18 protein-coding genes are annotated in these 20,759 nt (G+C 47.6%); 8 read left to right on the plus strand and 10 right to left on the minus strand.

Features of this window, described 5'->3' with window-relative positions; all coding sequences use genetic code 11:
- Positions 1 to 58 precede the first annotated feature (58 nt).
- Entirely contained in the window at positions 59 to 1,342 is a 1,284-nt protein-coding gene (locus ACOMHB_RS09625; protein WP_448216438.1) for an ankyrin repeat domain-containing protein, read from the minus strand.
- Between the two features lie 381 nt (positions 1,343 to 1,723).
- Here ACOMHB_RS09625 and msrA point away from each other — a divergent pair, with 381 nt between their 5' ends.
- Positions 1,724 to 2,365, plus strand: a complete 642-nt coding sequence (gene msrA / locus ACOMHB_RS09630; RefSeq protein WP_448216439.1) for a peptide-methionine (S)-S-oxide reductase MsrA — start codon at positions 1,724 to 1,726, stop codon at positions 2,363 to 2,365.
- A 292-nt stretch (positions 2,366 to 2,657) separates the two neighbouring features.
- On the opposite strand, the gene mnmC is transcribed toward msrA, so the two are convergent.
- Both mnmC and ACOMHB_RS09640 read right to left on the minus strand, forming a co-directional pair.
- Positions 2,658 to 4,670 carry a bifunctional tRNA (5-methylaminomethyl-2-thiouridine)(34)-methyltransferase MnmC2/FAD-dependent 5-carboxymethylaminomethyl-2-thiouridine(34) oxidoreductase MnmC1 gene (gene mnmC, locus ACOMHB_RS09635; protein WP_448216440.1) on the minus strand — a complete coding sequence of 671 codons (2,013 nt, stop codon included), beginning with the start codon at positions 4,668 to 4,670 and terminating at the stop codon, positions 2,658 to 2,660.
- Complete coding sequence (locus tag ACOMHB_RS09640; RefSeq protein WP_448216441.1) at positions 4,667 to 5,653, minus strand: tRNA-dihydrouridine synthase; 987 nt, start codon at positions 5,651 to 5,653, stop codon at positions 4,667 to 4,669. Before ACOMHB_RS09640 ends, mnmC begins: the two co-directional genes overlap by 4 nt.
- A gap of 249 nt (positions 5,654 to 5,902) precedes the next feature.
- On the opposite strand from ACOMHB_RS09640, the gene ACOMHB_RS09645 reads away from it, so the two are divergent.
- Entirely contained in the window at positions 5,903 to 6,361 is a 459-nt protein-coding gene (locus ACOMHB_RS09645) for a methylglyoxal synthase (RefSeq protein WP_448216442.1), read from the plus strand.
- 359 nt (positions 6,362 to 6,720) lie between these two features.
- Here ACOMHB_RS09645 and ACOMHB_RS09650 read toward each other — a convergent pair whose 3' ends face one another.
- Complete coding sequence (locus tag ACOMHB_RS09650; RefSeq protein WP_448216443.1) at positions 6,721 to 7,101, minus strand: hypothetical protein; 381 nt, start codon at positions 7,099 to 7,101, stop codon at positions 6,721 to 6,723.
- A gap of 874 nt (positions 7,102 to 7,975) precedes the next feature.
- Between ACOMHB_RS09650 and pflB the strand changes: the two genes are divergently transcribed.
- Both pflB and pflA read left to right on the plus strand, forming a co-directional pair.
- Positions 7,976 to 10,258 (plus strand): formate C-acetyltransferase, encoded by a 2,283-nt coding sequence (gene pflB / locus ACOMHB_RS09655; protein ID WP_448216444.1) that lies wholly within the window; start codon positions 7,976 to 7,978, stop codon positions 10,256 to 10,258.
- Between the two features lie 141 nt (positions 10,259 to 10,399).
- Positions 10,400 to 11,131 (plus strand): pyruvate formate-lyase-activating protein, encoded by a 732-nt coding sequence (gene pflA / locus ACOMHB_RS09660; RefSeq protein ID WP_448216445.1) that lies wholly within the window; start codon positions 10,400 to 10,402, stop codon positions 11,129 to 11,131.
- Positions 11,132 to 11,219: 88 nt separating this feature from the next.
- On the opposite strand, the gene ACOMHB_RS09665 is transcribed toward pflA, so the two are convergent.
- From ACOMHB_RS09665 to yciA, 3 genes are all read right to left on the minus strand, one after another.
- Complete coding sequence (locus tag ACOMHB_RS09665; protein ID WP_422133070.1) at positions 11,220 to 12,257, minus strand: GMP reductase; 1,038 nt, start codon at positions 12,255 to 12,257, stop codon at positions 11,220 to 11,222.
- Positions 12,258 to 12,614: 357 nt separating this feature from the next.
- Entirely contained in the window at positions 12,615 to 13,238 is a 624-nt protein-coding gene (gene udk, locus ACOMHB_RS09670; RefSeq protein ID WP_448216446.1) for a uridine kinase, read from the minus strand.
- Positions 13,239 to 13,248: 10 nt separating this feature from the next.
- Positions 13,249 to 13,632, minus strand: coding sequence for an acyl-CoA thioester hydrolase YciA (gene yciA, locus ACOMHB_RS09675; protein ID WP_422133072.1), 384 nt, complete (start codon positions 13,630 to 13,632; stop codon positions 13,249 to 13,251).
- Positions 13,633 to 13,860: 228 nt separating this feature from the next.
- Here yciA and ACOMHB_RS09680 point away from each other — a divergent pair, with 228 nt between their 5' ends.
- The 4 genes from ACOMHB_RS09680 to ACOMHB_RS09695 all read left to right on the plus strand — a co-directional run bounded on the left by ACOMHB_RS09680 (position 13,861) and on the right by ACOMHB_RS09695 (position 18,564).
- Positions 13,861 to 14,925: a class I SAM-dependent methyltransferase gene (locus tag ACOMHB_RS09680; protein ID WP_448216447.1), complete on the plus strand. Its 1,065-nt coding sequence runs from the start codon at positions 13,861 to 13,863 to the stop codon at positions 14,923 to 14,925.
- Positions 14,926 to 15,106: 181 nt separating this feature from the next.
- Positions 15,107 to 15,922: an amino acid ABC transporter substrate-binding protein gene (locus tag ACOMHB_RS09685; protein WP_448216448.1), complete on the plus strand. Its 816-nt coding sequence runs from the start codon at positions 15,107 to 15,109 to the stop codon at positions 15,920 to 15,922.
- Positions 15,923 to 15,990: 68 nt separating this feature from the next.
- Entirely contained in the window at positions 15,991 to 16,656 is a 666-nt protein-coding gene (locus ACOMHB_RS09690; RefSeq protein WP_448216449.1) for an amino acid ABC transporter permease, read from the plus strand.
- A gap of 168 nt (positions 16,657 to 16,824) precedes the next feature.
- Entirely contained in the window at positions 16,825 to 18,564 is a 1,740-nt protein-coding gene (locus tag ACOMHB_RS09695) for a hypothetical protein (protein WP_448216450.1), read from the plus strand.
- Positions 18,565 to 18,620: 56 nt separating this feature from the next.
- Here the strand turns inward: ACOMHB_RS09695 and ACOMHB_RS09700 are convergent, their stop codons facing one another.
- The 3 genes from ACOMHB_RS09700 to ACOMHB_RS09710 all read right to left on the minus strand — a co-directional run bounded on the left by ACOMHB_RS09700 (position 18,621) and on the right by ACOMHB_RS09710 (position 20,719).
- Positions 18,621 to 19,016: a helix-turn-helix domain-containing protein gene (locus ACOMHB_RS09700; protein ID WP_448216451.1), complete on the minus strand. Its 396-nt coding sequence runs from the start codon at positions 19,014 to 19,016 to the stop codon at positions 18,621 to 18,623.
- A gap of 75 nt (positions 19,017 to 19,091) precedes the next feature.
- Positions 19,092 to 19,802 (minus strand): tRNA1(Val) (adenine(37)-N6)-methyltransferase, encoded by a 711-nt coding sequence (locus ACOMHB_RS09705; protein WP_448216452.1) that lies wholly within the window; start codon positions 19,800 to 19,802, stop codon positions 19,092 to 19,094.
- A complete protein-coding gene (locus tag ACOMHB_RS09710; protein ID WP_448216453.1) occupies positions 19,802 to 20,719 on the minus strand; it encodes a DMT family transporter in 918 nt (305 codons plus the stop codon). Before ACOMHB_RS09710 ends, ACOMHB_RS09705 begins: the two co-directional genes overlap by 1 nt.
- Positions 20,720 to 20,759 lie beyond the last annotated feature (40 nt).

The following is a 20,759-nucleotide window of genomic DNA, read 5'->3' on the forward strand; positions in this document are numbered from 1 at the left end:
GCTACGGGTCGCCTGGATAGTTTGACCAATACCTGATGAAGATGTTCAAACTCTGTTATTACCCGTCTTCGCTTTGAGTGCTGCCTGCTTGATTAAGAATTTCAACAAATGCCTGTTTTTGTTCGCCCAGATGTTTTAACAGAATTTTAAACATGAAAGTGCCAAAGCCGGGAATGCTGGCATCAGCTTTGGCCCCTCTGGCAATAAGTTTTTGAACCGCTTCTTTATCTTTTGCCAAAAGTGCGAAAAAAAGAAGTGTTTCTCCAGAAGAACAAACTGGCAGATTGACATCGGCAAAGGCAGCCATGCCAGCCGGAAGTAATTCCTTGAGCAACTCCAGAGAAAGAGGGTCGTCCGAAATTGCATCAAAAGCGGAATGCCCCGCCTCAGTAAAAAGGTCAATCCTGGCTCCTGCCGAAAGGAGTATCCTGGCAAGTTCAGGCGCATTTTTCTTCAAAATTCCCTCACTGCAGGAGAGAGAATCAGAAGTTGCACAGAAAAGAGGTGTGCATCCATCCAGATCAACCGCATTAACATCTGCGTGTTTGGCTATCAGTTTTTTCAGTGCCCGCTCATGCCCTGATTGTGCAGCTGCGTGCATGACATTTCTGCCATTTCCATCTGTTTTATCGAAGGAGGCGCCATTATCGATTAGGGTGTCAAATAAATCAGGGTTTTCAGGATCCTCGGCAGCCATGTGAAGAGCTGTATCACCACCTTTGTTCTGGAGATTCATATCTGCTTTGAGGTCCAGAATTATCTTTAATGTCTGAATATTGCTGTTACATACAGCATGGTGTAGAGGCGTCATCCCTTTTTTATCTTGCAGATTAATATTTGCCCCAGAGTTTAGCAGTGAACGGATCAATTCCGGGTTACCGTTTTTTGCGGCAATATGAATAGCTGCCATGCCCGCCTCTGAATGAAGAACGTTTGGGTCGACACCATCGGCGATCAGTTCGAGTGCTTGTTCTTCCCGGCCGACCTCGACGGCATGGGCAACGGGCGAGAAAGAGAGGTCTTGGTTAATAGGGGCAGGTGTGCGACAGGAAGGACATCTAATGTCCAATACAGGAGAAGATGAACGGCAATCACGCAGACACTTATTATGGAAGAAATGCCTGCCAGGTTTTTCGGAGTCGCGCATGTATGAAAGATTATTTTTATGCAGCATCGTAACAGTATGTGGGCCGAATAGACTTTTCAGGCATATTCCGCAGAGGGGATTATCATCTCCTTGGGCAGTCACATTGGAATTAGTTCCATCTGATGCAAGTCCGGCCTGAAGAGAAAGCATTTCATCCATTCGAGACGAATTAAAACAGTGAGGAGTTAAATTCATGAGTAGTACCTCTTTCAGGTTTTAAAGAATAAGTATCAAACATTTGCCATTCCCGTTAGCGGTAAGGTGTAATACTGCTTTCATTTTATTTTCCGTGAAAATTTCAAGTTTCTGAGTCAGGCAAAAACATGCCGTTCATAAGTACTTTGACCAATAGTGCTGGAATAAGTTCCCTTTCTAAGAGTCAGCTCAGTTTCGGGGCAGTGGGCAGAGTGACAGGTGCTCATGCTGGCGGGCGAACTGCTGCGATGTACAGTTTGATCCGGCTCTGAGGGTGCTCGAGTAAGCTTGGGTCTGCGAACTCTGCACCATGGCAGTATTGATTTTCAGATCGGCGGCTCCATAAAGCTATTATGATTGTCAGGAATTGGAGGGATTAGAATGTTGTTTGAAAAACATCAACTGCCCAGTGAGGAAAGCGCTTTGAAAGGGCGTGATCGGGCGATTAAAGTACCTGCAGAACACTTTGTAAATGGTCATGCTATTGTGCCCCCATTTCCCGGTGCAGTGGAGGTGATTTATGTCGGTATGGGCTGTTTCTGGGGGGCGGAAAGGCTGTTCTGGAAGCAGGAAGGTGTCTGGACGACGGCAGTAGGGTATGCGGGAGGTTATACCCCTAACCCGACTTATGAAGAAGTGTGCACCGGTGGCACAGGCCATGCGGAGGTGGTCATGATTGCTTTCGATCCGGGCGTTATCAGTCTGGACGCTTTGCTGAAACTGTTTTGGGAGTCTCATGATCCTACCCAGGGTATGCGGCAGGGCAATGATCGGGGCACTCAGTACCGCTCTGTGATTTATACCACTACCGATGAGCAGAGTGAGAAAGCTCGTGAATCCATGGCCCAATACCAGACAGCGTTGAATGAAAGGGGTAGAGGCAGTATTACTACAGAAATTGTTGATGCTCCGGCCTTTTACTATGCCGAGCCTTACCATCAGCAATATCTGGCCAAGAACCCTCAGGGATACTGTGGTATCGGGGGGACTGGAATCTGCATGCCTCCCTCGTTGCATGGATAAATTGAATTGCGTTTCCCTTGCGGTGATGAATAGTTACAAGGCAAAAGTTACAGGGCAAAAAAAACCGGACAGTCTCACAGAGGGGAGAACTGTCCGGACGCAACTGTATGAATGATTACTTCAAGGTGTTATTAACACCTGTGGTCGAATGATAGATGTGCTTTTGTGGCTTCGCCCTGAGTAGATGTCCTTTTGACGATTCGCTATACCGATGCTTGCTATCGGTTATTACTTGTTTGAAACAATGGCTCGAATCTTCAGCGCAATAGGGAGTTAGAAAGCACGATTGGTATTAAATCTGATTTCGACTCATTGCCCTTACCAGAAACCGGGTTGGGTTCAAATGTTCCAGAAGATCAGAAGCGACAGGTGAGCACTCTCCATTCATCTGTGCAGCCAATAATTCTCCCGACAGAGGTGCTGTAATCAATCCTCTGGAGCCATGACCGGCATTGATATACAGACCATTCAGGTATTCAGGAGGATGAGTGAATGGGTGCTTCATGTTTTTGCGCAGCATGGCAAACTCATTCAGAAAGTCTTCCTGATCAACAATCCCACCCACAGCAGGCATATAATCAGGCGTCGTGCAACGAAAGCTGGCTCTGCCTCCTGAAATGTTGGCCTGTTCTCCTCCCAATGCCCGGAAGAGTCCGGGCGCACATTTCTTTTGCATGGCCAGGTTTTTCTCATGATCTTCTTGTAACACCTCAGCCGAGTCACTGTGAAAGTCGAAAGTGGCTCCAATGGTATGACGACCATGGACGGCAGGAGCTGCATAGCCTTCGCCGCAGACGGTTGTTTTTAGCAGGGCACTGTCGTCAGTACAGCTTATCTCGGTGATTTGCCCTCTGATGTTCTTTAGTGGAATAAAGTTCAGGGCGGGCAATTGGCTGGACGCTCTGGCACAGGCAATGATGACATTACGGGACTTCATTATCCGGGAAGTGCCGTCAGCCTGAAGGGTTAAACTCCAGCCATCAGATCCATATTCAAGAGACTCTAGTCTCCTGTCAGAAAATAGTTTGATATTGTCGTGGTTCGCCAGAGTCTGGCAGAAAAGGGCAGGGTTTACCCATCCTGCACTCGGGAAGTAAAGGCCATCATGATCCAGCGGCAGGCCAGCGATCCCGGATAGCTCCTGGCTGGGGAGGGCCCTGAGAAAGTCAGTGGGAAAGAGTTGTGCCAGGTCTTGTTGACGTTTTCGAACTTTCTCATTGATAGCCAGCTGTACGACACCGGATTGTTGCCAGAGCTCCGGTTGGACACTGGTAAATGTGTTCAACAAATGAATGGAGTAGAGGTAGCCCTGGGTGATAAATCGACTGAGAGGCGTTTTACTGGCCGAGAGCTTGGCGTAAAGAATACCCTGAGGATTGCCGGATGCCTCCATGGCCAGAGCCTGATGTTGCTCGATCAGAGTGACCTGCCATCCTCTTTCAGCCAATGCTCTTGCTGTGCTGCAGCCAGCGAGTCCTCCGCCAACGACGATGGCACTCTGAACTGGTCCATCAGTATTACGCTGGTCGGGATTCGCAAACCATATCGGCCTGGTCTTCTGATCTTTGGCTGTTTGTTTCAGCCTGCCTTTGATCATATCCCGTTTGTGCCCGAAGCCCCCGCTTTTTTCGACACTGAAGCCCGCCTGACTGAGTCCGTCTTTGACGGCTCTGGCGGCCGTAAAGGTTGCGTAGGTGGTGCCTGCATGGCTTTTAGCTGCCATAACTGTGAACAGTTCTGGCTGCCACATCAGAGGGTTTTTCGCGGGGCTGAAGCCATCAAGAAACCAGGCATCAACCCGACCTTCCAGCTCAGGCAGTGTGTTTAGCACATCGCCGATGCAGAGTGTCAGTTTGACTCTTCCATCAGCAAAGCTGAAATGCTGATGCCCTTCTATGGCGGGCATGTAGCATTCAATCAGTGGTGTCGTGTACTTTTCCAGTTCTGGCCACAGGGAGAGTGCTTTCTGAAGATCTTTACGGGACAGGGGATACTTTTCGGTTGATACAAAATGAAGTCTTGCCGACTGAGGCGCTTCTTCATCGAAACAGGCCCAGGCACAGAGAAAGTTGAGGCCTGTCCCAAAACCGGTTTCTCCAAGCGTAAAACTTTTGTTCTGGTGCAAAGCGGCGAAGCGCTTTGGCAGATCATTGCCCTCAATAAATACGTGCCGGGTTTCCCTGAGGCCCGAAGCGGTAGAAAAATAAATGTCATCAAATGCAGTGGATGCAGGCTGACCGTTTTCTTTCCATTCCAGGTCTGCATGGGTGACAGGCAGGATTGCAGAATCAGATTTACGGCTCATTTGGCTTCCCTGATAATGTGGGAGAGGGTTTGCAGGCAGGTTTCCCGCTTCACTTTTTCAAACAGTTCACGGGCGTTGTCAGAGCTTTTACTCATTATGCTTAACCACTGCTTAAGCCTGCCATCCAGATAGCGTCTGGGATTGTTGATGAAATAAGGGTGCTCCTGCTCTGGATTATCAGGGGCAGAAACCACTTTTTCGGTAAACCTCTGGATCAGTGAAAGAGTGCGAGTCCAGCGTTCTTCAAGATCCTGGCTATGCTGGCTGGCGACAATGGCAGCAGGCAGATCAGGATCGCGAAGGATACCCCGGCCAATCATAATGTCCTGACAGCCGGATATTTCCCGACACCGTTGGGCATCCTCAACGTTAAAAATATCGCCATTGGCTACCAAGGGAATGGATAGGGCCTCTCGTAGTTGAACCAGCCCCTGCCAGTGAGCAGGAGGCTTATAACCCTGAAGTTTGGTTCTGGCATGAACCACCAGAGAGTTGGCACCGGCACTTTCTATGGCCAGGGCATTGTCCAGGGCAAGGTCACCATCCAGATAGCCCAGTCTCATTTTGGCAGTGACGGGCACCTCATCAGGAACCTCTTTACGAACTCTTGCGACAATCTCATGAATAAGCTCAGGTTCCTTCAGAAGAACTGCGCCACCCTTGTGGCGATTTACCGTTTTGGCAGGACAGCCGAAGTTGATGTCGACCCCCAGTGCGCCTAGTCGGGCAGCCTTGGCCGCGTTGTGGGCCATCATTTCCGGATTGTTGCCAAGAAACTGAATGTGTACAGGTGTTCCGCTTTGTGTACGACAGCCGTGCCTGAGTTCCGGACAGATCCGGTGAAACGTTTGTGTCGGCAGCCGGGTGTCGGTGATACGGATAAATTCTGTTACGCACAGATCAATGCCACCGGCCTCGGTCAGCAGCTCCCGTAGCAGATAGTCGACGACACCTTCCATGGGGGCCAGGGTTATAGTGCTCATGAATGATTAGGGTATAGCTCTCGGGCAAACGAGACAATCTAACAGAAATTTCTGCACCTACAAGTGCTATCTTCTGAAGGCGATCAATAATAACGTATGTCTTTTTATAAGACTCTGTTCCCTCCATTTCTGTCTGTTCTTTGCCCTAATCCTGACTTTTTCGATCACATGCAAGGATATTGTTTGACAGCAATAGTGTCAGCAGTTAAATACTTCAGTCATCTTTCTTTCAGGGTTGGAATATTCTCGATGGAATATAAAACACATGTCGTGCCAGCAAAAAAGAACATTGCACTGGTAGCTCACGATAAAAAGAAGGAAGAGCTGGTAGAATGGGCCCTGCGTCATCGTGATGAGCTGATCAATCATCAGTTATTTGCTACGGGCACAACCGGCAGTCTTCTGGAAAAGACGCTGTCTCTGCCCATCAGGAAGCTCATCAGTGGTCCGCTGGGAGGCGATCAGCAGATCGGTGCATTGATCTCCGAAAGTAAACTGGATCTGTTGGTGTTCTTCTGGGATCCTTTCGAGTCGCAACCCCATGATCCGGATGTGAAAGCGTTGCTGAGAATTGCAGCAGTCTGGAATATTCCAGTGGCCTGTAATCAGAACTCTGCTGAGTTTATGTTTTCTTCAAAAATGATGAGTCAGAGTCACGAAAGAAAGATTCCCGATTATGAGCATTATCTGAAGTCCAGACCCTTTTGATGAATAATACGGCTCGCCGGATAAGGTCAGTCGATTCATGTACAGAGCGCTCAATCATCTGTGTTGGAAGCATGCTTTGATCCTGTGAGCAATATTTCCAAGAGTATTTTTTTCCTGAGTGGGGGCAGTAGTTTGATCGAAATTTAGCTTAGCTTTAAGCCCTTTTCCGAAAAGTTGGTAAGAAATATGCCTGTTTTATGAACAGGTTTTATGAAAATTTATCAGATTTAGAGTGATGCTAAACAATAATTCGAAACAACAGCCAACAGAAAAATTGCCCGCAAAATATTACAGGCAATTTGATTACAATGTAACTCCGGGCAGCTGGAAGTCTTTACTAAGCTAGCCGAATCCAAGCTTTAATTGCCAATAGCTGATTCATAGTGACGACGTTTTTTATAGGTCACTTTCGGAGAGCAAGCCGACTTCTGCTCTTCAATGAAACTTTGACATTCAACAGGTTTTTGAGGCGTGGTTGTAAGTGAATAGTTTTGATGTCGGTACGGTTGATTCAAAGGCTGCCTGTCTGGCTCTTGCTGAAAATCAAGCTCACCATCACTGATATGATTGCAGTCGCCGGACGTTGACTCCTGAATATTGTCTTCCGATTCCTGCATATTTAAGCGCATTCTGTACGGATGACCATAGCCCCTTCTTCTACGAGGTTTATGTGATTTTGGCTCGGGCGGTTTTAAGCCGGTAAATTGCTCATAAACAGTGGCGTAAATATATTTGCTCATTACTGTCTCCAGAGGAGATTCGTCCCGGAAAGATTAATTTGTCTATTTATAACTTGATGATATTAAAACTCCACAAACCCATGTATAGGTAACAATACCTAAATAAAAAAGTCATTACCTAGGAACCGGGAACGGAGAGTTGGGTCGTTTTGCTAACGATGCATTAGTAACTTATGGACATGCTCGTGACCAATGTTGATATGGAATCATTACTATGGCGCGTCGATGTTAGGAGGGAAGAATAGCAGTCGGTGGTTTTTAGGGTTGTTTATTTAAATAATATTTTTGCATTTTGAAAAAATGTTAATAACTAATTAATTAAATGGGTTCAAATTAACGGCTATTTCCAAAAAATAACTGCTTTAAAGTTGATTTGATTATATGGCTCCAAAGCCTATATATGGATAAATTTTGAAAGAATCTTGTGTGGGTGATTTTGTTTTTCTTTGCATTCTGTTGTTATATTTTGGTTGATTTACTCTATGCAGGGTTGTGCTACCTTGTCAGTCATCAAGTTGTTTGCAGTCGTACAGTTGGTCGTGTAAGTCGTAAGTCGAGTAAATGGTTATCTTGGAGGTTAAAGTTTGATAGCTGTCCTGATAGGTATTGGACACGATAGTAGAAAGTAATTGGTTAATATATTTTGTAACTCAATGAGCGACAGTTTTTATCGAACAGAAGGGCAGTCATACTGCACTGCTTTGTAAGATGGTTGTCATTATACCGAGAGATCGTGAGTGGCTTCTGGTATTGCTCGACACAGGTATGCATTTCCTTTCTGTTTGGCCAGACTGATATTTTTTCTGTGAAGATGCGCTCTGTAAGTGTGACAGGATGTTCTTCACGGATATTCAAACACGAGGAGCTGCTATCAATGAGCAATCAAGCCAAAGACCTACCAGCAGGATGGGCAGGGTTTGCCCGGGGTGAATGGACCGAAAACGTCAATGTCCGGGATTTCATCCAGAAGAACTATACCCCTTATGAAGGGGGTGATGATTTCCTCGCCGACGCCACTGAAGCTACCAGGCGTCTCTGGGATGATGTCATGGAAGGGATCAAGGAAGAAAACCGTACACATGCGCCAATCGATTTCGATCATGATCTGCCTTCAACAATTACCTCGCACGAAGCCGGTTATATTCAGAAAGGTCTGGAGAAGATCGTTGGTCTGCAGACTGACAAGCCTCTTAAGAGGGGTATGATTGCCAATGGTGGTATCCGCATGGTGGAAACTTCCTGTGAAGTGTACGGGAAGGTTCTGGACCCCATGGTGAAAAAGATCTTCACTGAATACCGAAAAACCCACAATGCCGGTGTATTTGATGTGTACACGCCTTCTATTCGCAATTGTCGCAAGTCCGGTGTTATCACCGGCCTGCCAGATGCCTATGGTCGTGGACGAATTATAGGAGATTATCGTCGCATAGCTCTGTATGGTATTGATCGTCTGGTTGCAGACAAGAAAGTACAGCATGGAGAACTGGATTCCGTGCTGGAATCGGGAGAGAATCTTGAGCAAACCATTCAACTGCGTGAAGAAATTATGGAGCAGATCCGTGCCTTGATGCAGATAAAAGAGATGGCTGCCAGTTATGATTGCGATATCAGTCAACCAGCAGTAACGGCTCAGCAGGCAGTTCAGTGGACCTACTTCGGTTATCTTGCGGCGGTGAAATCCCAGAATGGTGCGGCCATGTCTCTGGGTCGCACAGCGACTTTCCTGGACGTTTATATCCAGCGTGACCTGGAGGCGGGCAGGATCACTGAAGTTGATGCCCAGGAATTGATCGACCACTTTGTTATGAAGCTTCGTATGGTTCGTTTCCTGCGTACGCCAGAGTACGATGAGCTTTTCTCCGGCGATCCAATCTGGGCGACAGAGTCTATTGGTGGTATGGGCCTTGATGGTCGCACACTGGTTACCAAAAACAGCTTCCGTTTCTTGCATACTCTTTACACCATGGGCCCATCACCCGAGCCTAACATCACGGTGCTCTGGTCCGAGGGCTTGCCTCAGGGCTTCAAGGAATTCTGTGCCAGGGTGTCCATTGATACCAGCTCCATTCAGTACGAGAATGATGACCTGATGCGTCCGGATATGGACAGTGATGATTACGCCATTGCCTGCTGTGTATCGCCAATGGTTGTAGGCAAGCAGATGCAGTTTTTTGGTGCTCGTGCCAACCTGGCCAAAACATTGCTGTACGCCATCAATGGTGGTGTGGATGAAAAACTGAAGGTTCAGATTGGTCCCAAGGTAGCTCCAATTACCGACGACGTTCTGGATTATGACGCTGTTTACGCCAGCATGGATCATCTGATGGATTGGCTGGCAACTCAGTACGTGACGGCTCTGAATGCCATACACTATATGCATGACAAGTATTCCTATGAAGCCTCTCAAATGGCTCTTCATGACCGTGATGTTGTGCGTACGATGGCCACAGGTATTGCCGGCTTGTCTGTTGCTGCCGACTCTCTGTCTGCGATCAAGTATGCCAGGGTCAGGCCTGTTCGTGATGAAGACGGTCTGGCGGTAGACTTCGAGATCGAAGGCGATTATCCCAAGTTTGGTAACAACGAAGAGCGTGTTGATACGATTGCCTGTGAGTTGGTAGAAACCTTCATGAAGAAGGTGGCTGCACACAAAACTTATCGTAATGCCATTCCAACCCAGTCAATCCTGACCATTACTTCCAATGTCGTGTATGGCAAGAAGACCGGTAATACGCCAGACGGTCGTCGTGCAGGCCAGCCCTTTGGCCCAGGTGCCAACCCAATGCATGGCCGTGACACAACTGGTGCGATAGCGTCTCTGAGTTCCGTCGCTAAACTGCCATTCTCTTATGCTAAAGACGGTATTTCTTACACCTTTTCAATAGTGCCAAAAGCACTGGGTAAAGATGAAGACGGTCGTCGTCGTAACCTGGTCGGTCTGATGGACGGTTATTTCCATCATGAAGTTGATCGGGAGGGAGGTCAGCACCTGAATGTGAACGTTCTGAATCGTGAAATGTTGGAGGATGCTGTGGTCAATCCAGACAAGTACCCTTCGCTAACGATTCGCGTGTCTGGCTATGCTGTTCGTTTCAACTCTCTGACTCCTGAGCAACAGAGAGATGTTATTGCCAGGACCTTTACATCAACCCTGTAAACTTTTTGGGTGCTGAGTGAAAGAGGTCGGCTCTGTGTCGGCCTTCTTTTTACGGCTTTTTATTCTTAAAATCCGTTATCCGGGATGACTTGCTGCAGGTCTGCATTTTCGCTATTTGTCATCTTTGAGATGAGGTCAGTTATGGCAATTGGGCGTGTTCACTCTATGGATTCATTTGGAACCGTAGATGGCCCGGGTATTCGTTATGTGGTCTTTATGCAGGGTTGTCTGATGCGATGCCGCTATTGCCACAACCGGGACACCTGGGATCTTCGTGAAGGCGGGGAGCTGAAAAGCCACCAAGAGGTATTTCGGGAAATCAAAAAAGTTAAAAGCTTTCTTTCAGGGGGCCTGACCGTCACCGGCGGTGAGCCTGTTTTACAGGCTGAATTTGTTGCTGACCTGTTTGAAGCGTGCCGTCAGGAAGGGATTCATACCTGTCTGGATACCAATGGCTTTGCCAAGCACATTAACGATGATGTTACTCGTCTGTTAAATAATACCGACCTGGTGTTGTTGGATATTAAGCACATGGATGAAGAGATGCATCATAAGCTGACCTATGTCACCGGCAGTCATACCCGGCACTTTGCTGAATATCTGGCAGAGATTAAAAAGCCTGTCTGGATTCGTTATGTCGTAGTCGATGGTTACACAGTCGACCCTCAGTACGCTGCTATGCTGGCTGAGTTTATCGAGCCCATGAAAAACATTGAGAAGGTTGAAATACTGCCTTATCACAGTCTTGGGGTCCATAAATGGAATTTGTTGAACGACACTTATGAATTGGAAAAGGTGATACCTCCTACTAAAGAGCAGCTTGATCTGATCCGGGATGAGTTTACTTCGAGGGGGATCGTGGCGGCCTACTAAACCTTTCCCGGCAAGCAATTGGATCGGGGTTGTAGAAGGAGCATAAGGTGGGGGTGGCCTTGCCCGAAAGGGGGAAGGCCATAGAAGTCTAGTTAAAGACTCTGTTTTCCTGTTCCTGAACGCGAATAAAGGTGGTTCGCTTGGTCAGTTCTTTCAGGGTGGCTGCGCCTACGTAAGTGCATGTTGAGCGAACGCCACCCAGGATGTCCTGGACTGTATTTTCAACGGGGCCACGGTAAGGCACCTTAACGGTTTTACCTTCAGAGGCGCGATAGTTGGCAACGCCGCCAGAGTGCTTGTCCATGGCAGTCTCGGAACTCATTCCGTAGAACAGTTTGAATTTCTCGCCATCTACTTCCACCTCTTCACCAGCGGACTCGTCGTGACCGGCAAACATGCCGCCAATCATGACAAAGTCAGCGCCACCGCCGAAGGCTTTGGAAACATCGCCTGCACAGGCACAACCACCGTCGGAGATAATCTGACCACCAACACCGTGAGCGGCATCAGCGCATTCTATCGTTGCAGACAGTTGTGGGTAGCCCACGCCAGTTTTGACACGGGTGGTGCACACAGAGCCTGGTCCGATGCCTACCTTGACAATGTCTGCACCCTTGAGAATCAGCTCTTCGACCATTTCACCAGTGACTACGTTACCGGCAATGATGACCTTATCAGGGTGCTGGTTACGAACTTTGGAAACATATTGAACAAAGTGTTCGGAGTAGCCATTGGCAACATCGATACAGATAAAACGAAGATTGTCGTTCAGCGCCAGGATATCGTTGAGTTTGGTGAAGTCGGCATCGGATGTGCCACTGCTTACCATGATATGGTTTTCAATACCTGCGGGTGCGTTGTCCAGAAATGCACCCCATTCTTCAATGGTGTAATGCTTGTGCACTGCAGTCAGCATCTTGTGTTCGGCCAGAGCGAGGGCAATGGAGAAAGTGCCCACTGTGTCCATATTGGCAGCAATGACAGGGACACCAGTCCATTCCCGGGTGGTGTGAACAAATTTGAAGGTGCGTTCCAGGCTTACCTGGGAGCGGCTCTTCAGGGTTGAACGCTTGGGTCTGAACAGAACATCTTTAAAACCCAGCTTGATATCAGCTTCAACACGCATAACTTTCCCGTTAGACCTTTTTACAGGTTAAAGACTAATTTACGGTTAAGGATTTAGTCTTCGACAGATTGATGACAAGGGAGAGTGTACAAGCGGCAGGATTTTGGAGGCTACCTATGAGGAGATACCGGTGACCCGGAAAGCGCGCGCACTTTCTACGCCTATACCGGTCGATTATACAAAAACAGGTACTCAGGTCAAAGGTTGAATTTGCGAAACGTTTTTTTTCGCTCATGGCTGGTTTACCGCCTGGACGGTCTCGCCCACGAGTGTCGGCAGAAGGGCTATGCCCTGCCTGAAATCAGGATCTGACTTATAAAATAGCAGACCTGAAAACAGAGTGTAGACAGGCATGAATTAATCAATCAGATCCTGAATCTTGGTTTTGATAAGGTCAATGGCAATTCTGTTCTTGCCACCGTGGGGAATGATCAGGTCAGCATGCTGGCGGGCAGGCTCAATGAATTGCAGGAACATCGGGCGAACCGTTTCCAGATATTGTCTGATGACCGAATCAACATCACGGCCCCGTTCGAGAATATCTCGCTTCAGTCGTCTTATCAGACAGATGTCCAGTGGCGTGTCCATGTAGAAACGAAGATCAAAGGTTTCACGGATATCCGGACGGGTAAACAACAGAATGCCTTCAATCAGAACCACCCGGGCAGGAGGGATTGTGCGGGTTTCCTTTTTACGGTTGTGCTCTGTGTAATCGTATAGCGGCACATCCACTGTCTGACCTTTTATTAGCAGCTTCATATGCTCCAGCATCAAGTCATGGTCCATGGACTCGGGATGGTCATAGTTCGTCTGAACCCTCTGCTTCATGGCCATGTGCGTCTGATCCTTGTAGTAAGAATCTTCGGAGATGACACAAACGTGCTGAGACTGTAGTTCTTCGACCAGAGTGCTGGCCAGCAGACTTTTACCGGAAGCAGAGGCACCGGCAACGCCGACCAGAATGGTTTTTTGTTTTAGCATTTATATTCCGTTATTTTTCTCTATCCACAGGTTGAGGGCGACCCTGTTCATCAATGGCTACGAAGGTAAAGACGCCTTCCGTCACCTTGATGCGTTGCTGATGAAAAGGCATATTCGTGATCCAGACCTCCAGCTTGATCCGCATAGAAGTGGTGCCAACGTGAATGACCTCAGCGTAACAACAGACTACATCACCGACATTGACCGGATGGTGAAATGACATAGATTCAACGGCTACAGTAGAAATTCGGCTGTGACTTCTCTGATTGGCAGCGATACCACCGGCAATATCCATTTGTGACATTAGCCAGCCACCGAAAATGTCGCCGTTAGGGTTGGTGTCTGCGGGCATGGCGAGGGTTCTGAGCATAAGCTCTCCCTGTGGCTCGGGCATTAGGGGTCTCCAGTGAGCACAAAAAAATCTGGCTCAAATGCTAAAAGCCACGGAAGATCATGTAAATCGGTAGTTTCAGAAAATGTACGTACACAAGTCGATCAAGTCTGGAAAGTCAGCCTCCTGGCCAGTTGATGGCCCATCAATAAGTCATAGATTTTATGACGTTTTCTCATTAATAGAATATTATTCTGTGCTGTGATTTTATTTGCTTGATTGAAGGATGCTATGAACGCTCGAGTTCTCTCTAACCCAAGCCAGTTGGTGGTTCGTAACAGTGAATGGCTGAGCTGCGATAAGATGCTCGTGCTGGGTATGCTTGCTGATGGTCTGGGAAGAGAAATTCTTCAGGAAGGCATTGCAGAAGAAGTTTACGGGCTGGCTCGAGACTTTTCAGTCTACAGGGCCATTAAAGAGGACTGGTCTGCAAGCAGTCAGATGACTCTTCACTATGGCTCTGTGGTCGAATCGACAGCAGGCCACTTTGATGGCGTGCTGATTTTTCTGCAGAAAAGCAAACCTCTGATGGATTTCTGGCTGGCGATGATTGCACCTTTGTTAAAAGAAGACGCTGTCGTCTGGCTGACGGGCGAAAACAGTGAAGGCATAAAATCCTGGCGCAAGCGACTCAGACAGAACTTTTCTGAAGTCAAAAACATGGATAATGCCCGTCATTGCAGTTTAATTGAAGCTTCAGGCTATCTGCACAATGGCGTTGAATTCTCCAGGCCGGATTATTACAGTGCCTATGAACTTAAAGTTCGTGATACATTTATGCCGTTATTCTCTCTACCTGGTGTATTCAGTCATGGACGTGTTGATGTGGGTACTGCAGCACTTCTGGATACCTTTGATCACTGCGCGGCCGAACGTGTTCTCGATTTTGGCTGTGGTGCCGGAGTGGTAGCCGGCTTTCTGGGGCAATTGAACCCCGACGGACATTATACTCTGGTAGACTCCGATGCTCTGGCTCTGGAAAGTTCAACCCGTACCCTGCAGGAAAATAACGTAAGGCACTTTAACGTGATCGCCAGCGACGGTTTATCTGAAATCACTGGTGAGTTTGACCTGATCGTTTCCAATCCTCCATTTCATCAGGGTGTCAAGACTCATTATGCAGTAACGGAACAGTTTCTTGCCCGGTCTGTTGACCTGCTAAAGAAAGGAGGGGAGCTGAGAATTGTGGCGAACAGCTTCCTCCGCTATGAGCCGATCATCAAACAGGCTTTCGGAGATTGTAAAACACTTGTCGTAAAAAAGGGTTTCTCAATCTATCAGGCTTTCAAGCGCTGATCGCAAAAATATTTATATAATATTTTCGCATAAAAACTGATGAAAATGTTATTTCAGTTATAATTGGTGACGCTGATAATCTGCGCTCCTGATTATGGGCAAGCAGCCTTCAGGACCACATTTCATTAGATTAAATGAGTGGTTGAGCACATTGCCCACAGCTGTTCTTAGGGAGACACTCATGTTCGGTCTTACATTTAAAAAAGCTATAACCACCGTCACTCTGGCTATGTCTGTGGTGCTGGCTGGCTGCTCTGATGATCAGTCTGCACAGACACAGGCAGGCAATGATGAAGTTAAGTCTTCTGTCGTTAAAGTCGGTATGTCTGGCACCTATTACCCGTTCACTTTTATGGAGCAGGGTGAACTGAAAGGCTTTGAAGTTGATCTCTGGAAGGAGATCGCTAGTCGCCTGAATAAAGATGTCGAGTTTGTTACGGCACCATTCTCTGGTCTGTTTGGCATGCTGGAAGCAGGTCAGCTGGACACTATTTCCAACCAGATTACGCTGACTGAAGCCCGTGCCGAACGTTATGCTTTCTCCGAGCCTTATGTTTACGACGGTGCCCAGATAGCAGTCCACGAAGACAACAATGATATTAAGTCAGTTGATGATCTGGCAGGCAAGAGAGTTGCTGTGAATCTGGGCTCTAACTTTGAAGCGATCCTGCGTCAGAATGATCCAGAGAACAAAATCAATGTGGTAACCTACGATACCGGCATTGAGCAAGATGTTGTGCTTAAACGTTCTGATGCTTTTGTTATGGATCGTGTCAGCGTAATGGCCCTGATTGATAAGTCTGATTTGCCTCTGAAGTTAGCCGGTGAGCCGATTGAGATCCTGAAAAATGCTATGCCCTTCGTCAATGATCAAGAGGGTCTGGCTCTGAGGGATCAAGTGAACTCTGCTCTGGCTGCCATGGCTGAAGACGGAACTTTGGCTTCTATTTCCGGTAAATGGTTCGGTGGAGACATTACTGTTAAACCTGCAGGGTAAACCTTTCATCCATTACTGTTCTCTGGAATACTGGCCCGTTTGTTCCGAAGTCAGCTACAGGCATTTGAATGATGGATTTTGAATACACTGTCGGAATGCTTCCGACAGTTGCCGTGAATCTGGATACGACGTTTTTTATGACACTGGGTGGTCTGGTGTTATCTCTGTCTCTGGGTCTTGTTCTGGCTCTGGTAAAAATTGCCCGGCCCTTTTATCTTCACCATCTGGCTGACCTGTATATCTCTTTTTTCAGGGGGTCGCCGCTGCTGGTTCAGCTCTTCCTGTTCTACTATGGCCTGCCACAGTTGCTACCTGCTCTTGCAGGTATGCCTGCCATAGTGGCTGTGATCATCGGTCTGGGTCTGCATTTTGCTGCCTATATGTCAGAAAGCATGAGGGCAGCGATCATTAGTATCCATGCAGGGCAGATGGAAGCTGCTTTGAGTGTCGGTATGACCCGGGCCGAGGGCATGAGAAGAATTGTTATTCCTCAGGCGGCAAGGGTGGCTTTTCCAGGATTGATGAACAATGGGATCGATCTGCTCAAGAGCACATCACTTGCCTTTACTCTGGGGGTTGTTGAGATCATGGCCCGCGCCCAGATGGAGGCCGCCAGCAGCTTCCGCTTTTTCGAAAGTTACCTCAGTGTGGCACTGATTTACTGGGGAGTGGTGTTAGTATGCACCTGGCTCCAGAAGTGGGCTGAAGCAAGACTCAATCGAGCATACATTTAGTTGTTCTGTTTTGCGGATGCCGAATCTACGGCACCCGCCTCTCTTCTGCGGTGATTCTGAATTTATAATGTTGTTATTCTGACTTCTACTAATATCGGCGTTATTCATTCTAATTTTTTCCTATACTAACGAAAAGTTATGACCGCGTTTGACCATGGAGAGGTCAGGATGAGTTTAAGAACACGTATAGAGTCCTTGGTACCCCGGCTTGCACATTTCAAGAGTGAAGTGTCACAGCAAGTCAAGGCATTGCACCCTAAAAAAGTGCTGGTTAAAAACTGGGGCCGTTTCGTTCAGGGAATGAAAATAGCGGCCTTCCATGCCAAACGTCTTGCCCACGGTATCTCAGACCGTATCCCCAGAGTTCGTATCACTGCCAGAAGGGTTGTCCAGATCAGGGCTGAGGAAGCCTTGATGGGTAACCGTATCAAGGCAAAGAGTAAAGAAGGTATTCCTCTAAGCTCTGATCAGTCAGAATTTCTCAAGAAGCACGCTGGCTTTGAGGTGAAGTCTCGAGAGGTTGGCTCTGAAGGTAGCAAAACAACTGTTGATTTCCTGGTTAAGGTTAAATCAAGCGCACTGAAAGAAGCTGATAAACAGTTTGAAATCGATCTTGAAGCTTTTGCCAAGGCAAGAGTTGCGTTTGAAGCCAAAATGAAGAAACGCCCTACCGAGGTGACTCAGGAAGAGATTAATGAAGTCAATCAACTGCAGAAGAACCTGGATGACTCGAAATCCCGTCTGGCTTACCTCAGACACATGGCTACAGAGCTCAAGTATAAGGAGCTGGGTGGCCAGTTTGATACTGAGGCTGCCCTTCGCGATGCCATCAGGGTTCAGGTGAAAACTCAGGGCTTGCAGAAAAGTAATGCCTTCAATCTTGTTCAGGGTGTCACCAATAATATCGCCAGTGTGATTCAGGATCGTCTGGATATTGATTCCCGGATCAGAGAGATCAGTGATAAGTACAGAAACAGAGTTTACAAAGACATTATTGCCTTTGTTGATAATCCTGATGAGCATTCAGAACACAATACTCTGGTCAGAGCCCAGCGTAACAGACAGATGATCTGGGGTACTGACAAGCTTCAATTTGCCACAGCAGAAGCGGGTTACTCCAAGCGTTTACCAGGGTTGGATTATTATATGTGTGCAGCCAAAGAAAACTGGCCACAGGGTGAGCCCGTCTATAAAGACCGCCTGGTACTGGAAGCTGTTCGACTCATGCACAATGACTGGTCTCTGTTTGCCAGTGACGTTCAGTCTGAGATTGATAAAATCAGGGTTGATATCGATAAAGAAAATGGCGTTGGCAGTTTTGATTCAGAAAAAATGTGGGAATATCACCACCTGAGAAGTTTCCAGGAAACACTGTCAAAACTGAGAAGGTTTGCAACCAAGGATGCTGACAGCACAAGCCGGGTGGTCGATTTCCTCTCCAGTTATGGTGAAGAGTTGGGACTGGGTGAACACCCGGGCTACAACCTGGATGTGTTGACGAAAGAGGCCCAGGCCAGATACGGTGTCACCAGCTTTAAGCAACTGGAAGAATCAGTGACCAGAACAGAAAAAGGTACGGCTGAGCACCCGGAGTACTTGCCCATTCCTCCTTTTGGTCAGACTCCTCCCCTTATACAACCGGCAGTGAATAACCGGTTTACGGGAGTCGCTTCAATACCATCTACTGATCCATTTCTTTCGGGTTTACAAAAACAACAGGATCCTTCAGAGGTGTTTAAATTGGCTCCATGGCCGACTGATACTGGATCACCTGTATCCAGTCCATTGCCACCGCCACCAGACTTTGGTAATGAATGGGAAGCCTTTGGAGAGCCAGATACGAGTGAATCAGAGGATCCATCCCAGAGCTCTGAAAAAGGTTCCCAAAACAATAGAAATACTTTCTAGCCCTGTTCAAAGAACAAACAAAAAAAACGGCACCTGACCTATAGGTGTCGTTTTTTTCAGGATTCCTTATCCATTTTCTGATAAGCGACAATGTCGTCTACATCGATATTTAAAGCCTCTGATAGCTTCCTTATAGTTTTTATAGACCCGGTTTTTTGTCCACTCTCGATCTGACTGATCATGGAAGCCGATACGCCTGACTTTTCATGTAGCCCTTTCTGGCTAAGCTCTCTGTACTCCCTCCAGACGGTAACGGGGTTATCACCGTTCATGAGCCTGTTTGTGACCTGATCAGGCAAAATCTCATCCTCTCCGTTGAGGAGATCTGCTTTTGCCTCTCTGAAGGCTTCAGAGTCTTCGATGTCTTCCATCTTTTCTAACATCGCCAGATATTCATTGTAAGGCATGACAACGAAAGCTGGTTTTCCTTCGTGATTCAATATTTCAGCCATTTCAAAACTCCGGAGGGACGAAGCCCTTCTCTCTAGTGTTTGTATATTGTTGCAGACTCGACAGGGAGTAAGCAGTTAAAGCTTTAAATAATAGGGCCTGAGAAGATCTATAGTCTCAGTTGTGTACGCTGGGTGTTCGCTGTAGATCGTGATCTGCTCAAGCTTATGTCTTGATCCGGAATGCCCCAGAACCAGCAGGTGACGATGATTTTTATGGGTGTCAGAAGAGCGAATAGCCAAGGTTCGCTCCAGCTTCAAGGGGGTGGCTTGGTGGAGCGCTTCCAAAAACACTGGGCTGGATTCAACCGGCAACAGAATCCAGGCTTTGCCATCTTCAGACATTAGTCTGTCAATATTTTCAGCCAGTTCCAGAAAACTCAAACTGTCTGTGTGACGTGCCAGTGATCGTCTGTCGCAGGGGGCTTTAGAGGCATTTTCAAAGAAGGGAGGGTTGCTGAGTATAAAGTCATAGCGTTTTTCAGGCACAAACGATTGAATGGAGCAGTGATGTAACTTCAGACGACTCTTCCATGGGCTGGCTGAGAAATTTTCCCGGGATTGAATAGCTGCCTGATCGTCCAGTTCAACCGCATCGATGCAGGCTGTCGATCTTTGGGCTGCCATTAAGCTGAGCAGGCCGGTTCCGGCACCAATATCAAGAATGGATTGACTGTTTTCCACCTCTGCTCTGGCGCCAAGAATGCAGGCGTCGGTGGTGATTTTCATGGCAGTCTGGCCCTGTTCTACCCTGAACTGCTTGAATTGAAAATAACTGTTTCTGGCCATCAATAGTTGCTCGCTACCGGAGCTTCTGAAGGCTTTTCAGGCTCTGGTTTTCTTTGTTGAAATACAACGGCTGAAACAATCATCAGCAGCCCCACATAGGTGGAAATATGAATGCTCTCATCCAGAACATTGGCGATGAATATCAGTGAAAGGAAAGGGCTGAGATAGCTGATGTTGCTGATGACTGAGGTGTTTTTTGCCAGTTTGAGGGCTTTGAGCCAGAAAATATAGGCAAATCCCATCTCGACCAGTCCTATATACAAAGCCCCGCTGAGACCTTCCACAGGAATAGGCCAGACACTGGACTGCCAGAAAACAGCCACCGTGATCCAGGGTAATCCAAACAGAAAGCACAACAGCAAGCCAACCTGTGAGTCACCCTTATTTCTGGCGTTTAAAATCCAGTACAAGGCCCAGACCAGGGTGCTGGAAAGCATCAGAATAACACCCTGTGGGCTACCAAAGTTGAGATTTTGCAGCTCCCCCCGGGTACTGATAATTAAGACGCCAAGATAGGCAACGAGACAACAGATGCCATCCTTGAAACTCAGCTTGTTACCCAGCAGCGGCACAGCCAGCAATGTGAGCGCCAGAGGCCAGCTGTAATTCAGTGCCTGAGCCTGCTGGGCGGGCAACAGGTCATAGCCGCCAAACAGGACGATGTGGTAGAGGAAAGGGTTAAGAAAACCTAGCAGGATGTAAAGTCCAAAGTGCTCTCTGCCCTGTTGGATCAGTTGGGGCCACTTGCCCCGGGCAATGACAAAACCTCCCAGAAGAAGGGTTGAAGTTAACACTGACCAGAATACCATTTGCCATGGATCGAGATGGTCGAGGGTAAGCTTGAAGGCGGTAGCAACGGTGGACCACATCAGGGCAGTGGCCAGAGCATAAAGGCAGGCTTTGGTTTGTGAAGACATACACTGTGTCAAGTCGCAACAGTGGGTACCAGCCTGACTC

It is taken from the genome of Endozoicomonas sp. 2B-B, from assembly GCF_053470045.1.